Below are 2917 nucleotides of genomic sequence, written 5' to 3'. Positions count from 1 at the left end.
CGCGTTCTTGCGAGCAAACTGACCCTCTTTGCTCAGCCCCCATTCGAGCGCTACGGCTTGTTCTAAAGTGAGCTGGCGCGGCCCTTTTGGGTCGAGTTCAGGTGGTGGAATGAACCGGGGCACCGCTAACCCGATAAACGCGCCGATCGCCATCGCCCCTAACACTACCCCGCTCCCAAAAATCACCGACCAAATATCGTGAGCAACTTTCTCTAAAGCTGCTTGTCGCACTAGGGTGTAAACTGAGTTAGAAATGTGGCGATGTTGCACCTTAACAGCCGCTTTTCCCTGCCGTTCTAAAAACTCCCTGCTTTCTTTTTCCCAATTTTCAGTAAGCTGGCGAACTTGTTCCAATTCTTGAGAGATGACAGCTTGAGAATCTTTCAAATCACCTTGCCATTTAGATTGCCAATTCTTGAAAAACTGGTCAATCTCTTGTGGTTTTTTTTCCAGCAGCAGTTCGAGTTGACCTGTCGCCAGCAATACGATAAAAAGTGGGTCATTTTTATTCAGGCCGTATCGGTAAGCTGTCTGAATGACGTGAGAGCGAAATTTGGAGTCTTTTCCCTTGAGTACCTGGCTGATTAGTGACTCAGTATCTCTCTCGTACATGGGAGGGGCAGATAAAGGCGATTGGTTCAGAGCTTCTCTTTCCCTCGAATCATCCTCTATGAGTTCCCAAAACTCCTCTTCATTTAGCTTACTCCCATCTGATTTCAACTTTTCTTCTACTGCCTCTTCTGGCACTGTATCTGGAGAATCGGGCAAAGTTTGCGAATTTTCAGCGGATTGTATGGAGTTATTTTTGGTATTATTAAGTCTGCCCTCTTCCCTTGGCGTTTCCAATATCTCGCCAAACTCTTCAGAGTCAACTTCGGAAAGTTCTTCTAAAAGTCGATCGGACATTTAACCTCCTACTTAATCAAAATCCTAATCTTTTTTTTCATGATCCTTAGCCTATAAAGCTTGTAGTATCGTTCCAAAAACTGTCGGGAGTATTGTTTTATTAAAATTACAGCCTCCTGAGAGTTTACAAGCTGTTGCTAATTTCGTTGCTTATTCTCTGTCTGCATTTCCTCATTGTTTTTTAGTTCGTAGGGGTCTATCACTTCTTTTTTATGGCGATTGGGTGCGTTGTTAAACAAGCCTACATCTTCTATGAGACGGAAACAGTCTTCCAGAAAAGTATGCAATCGCTGCTGACTAATCAAGAAAAATTCAGAGTGTTTCATTGCTTGAGAAAATGACAACCGCTTCGTATCAATAAACTTGCGCTCTCTTGCACTCAGCGCCGGCAAGTCTACGACAGGAATTCGGTAATTATTAATGAGCTTGTTCATTTCCTTATGGCTTTGTACGTGCGACCAATCTTTGCAAACTCCAAAATTACGGACAAAAATGTGATTGAGCTTACCTTCAAAGTAGTTGAAAGAGTCAATAAACATTTCAATGCTGTCCGTCGTGCCACCGCAAATAAACGTAAGGATTCAGGTCTAAAAAAGGGGAATGAGCTCAGGCCGAGGAAAGTCACAAGAATGGGCAGAAATAGCCTCACGGAAAAAAGTCATTACTGAACGAGCTTGAAAACGACAGGTTTGAATCACGCTCAATAGATTAGCAGTTTCCTCAAATCGCTTCATCGAACGAGAGCCACCAGAAACTTTCCGTTTAGTTACAGCTAGCCGTAGAGAACGTTCTGCTAAATTATTATCCGGAGGAACCGAGGGGTCATTCAGAAAATACCACCACTGTTCTGCCTTATCTCGTAAGGATTTGAGTAACAAACCTGCGGCATAACCAACTTGGTTCAACCAAGTCGCCAAAGCTTGATTTAATCGTATTTTGAAATCCTGAGCCCACGAGTCGTAGGTGAGTTGCTCCTTCGTCTTTCGCCAAGACTCATGGGCGATAAAAGCTTCATCTATTAATGACAGAAATACTTGAGCGACTGCTGCGTTATTATTGTTGCCCGGAAGTCCCAGCACTTTCTTGAAATGCCGTCGTAAATGGGCTAGACACTTCTGTTGGGCTATGACTTGGCAACCATTATAAACGCTGAAATCATCTGAGCTTAAGACTCCGGCAAATTCTGTGCCCAGCATTGTTTCTAGTTCCACACGCCCTCTGGTATCTGCGGCATGGAATAAACAGAATCCTTCTCCACTAGCTGTCCATAACCATTCTTTAACTCCCATTACACACCAGGGTGTTTCATCTACATGAACGTTTGATTGGAGAGGGGCCCATTCCCACAGTGCTTTGATCGCTGGCTTGACTGCTGCTGCTACTCGTTGATTGGTTTTTTGGAGTGTTCCTACTCCCACTTCTATTGTGCCGAGTTCCCACAATAATTCAGTCAGCTTGGAGTAGGAAAGATGTCCATAATTCCCTAACCAGACTAATAGTGCTTGGAGATTAACACTCAAGTCTTGTCCTGGAACTATTCCGCTTGGTGGTTCTCCTCTGACTACTGCACCACATTCTAGGCATTTACATGATTGTGTCTGATATTCGACGACTTCAATTGGTTTCGCTACTAGAGTTGCTACTTGCTGTCTGTGGATGTTAATTACTTGACTTAATTCTTGACTGCCACAATTTTGACAGATGTTGGGTGTGCTAATTTCGGTTCTGTCTACTCGTCCAAACCCTTTTCGGGTTTTCCCTTGATGACCTGGTTGTCCACCTGGTTTCTTTTTTTGGTCTTCTTCGGTTTTGACTGTTGCTTTCTCTGGTTTTTGAAGCAGATCCGTTGATGGAGGTTTGGATGAAGTCTGACTGGTGGTTCGACTTTTTCCCGTCGCAATGGCTAGTTTTTCTTGCAATTCTTCAATGATTTTTTGCAGCCCCAACACCATTTCCACCAGTTCAGCTTGGCTCAACTGCTCTATTTCGTTTTTTTTCTGCTCTCTGGTGG

The 2917-nt window shown here is 43.9% G+C and carries 3 protein-coding genes; all 3 read right to left on the bottom strand.

Going from position 1 to position 2917, the window contains the following annotated elements; translation table 11 throughout:
- The coding region (locus IQ270_RS29505; RefSeq protein WP_193976657.1) for a DUF6753 family protein at positions 1 to 906 on the bottom strand (906 nt) is incomplete at its 3' end.
- Positions 907 to 1043: 137 nt separating this feature from the next.
- On the bottom strand, positions 1044 to 1340 hold the full coding sequence (locus IQ270_RS29500; protein WP_193976656.1) for a hypothetical protein: 297 nt from the start codon (positions 1338 to 1340) through the stop codon (positions 1044 to 1046).
- A 153-nt stretch (positions 1341 to 1493) separates the two neighbouring features.
- Complete coding sequence (locus tag IQ270_RS29495; protein WP_193976658.1) at positions 1494 to 2891, bottom strand: IS66 family transposase; 1398 nt, start codon at positions 2889 to 2891, stop codon at positions 1494 to 1496.
- Positions 2892 to 2917: the final 26 nt, after the last annotated feature.

Source organism: Microcoleus sp. LEGE 07076 (assembly GCF_015207455.1).
GTDB lineage: Bacteria > Cyanobacteriota > Cyanobacteriia > Cyanobacteriales > Microcoleaceae > Microcoleus.
This window is presented reverse-complemented; position numbering and strand designations above follow the sequence as displayed.

Bases quoted from the DNA above. Each gene is read 5' to 3' on its own strand.
- IQ270_RS29500 (WP_193976656.1), bottom strand. From the start codon at position 1,340: ATGAACAAGCTCATTAATAATTACCGAATTCCTGTCGTAGACTTGCCG.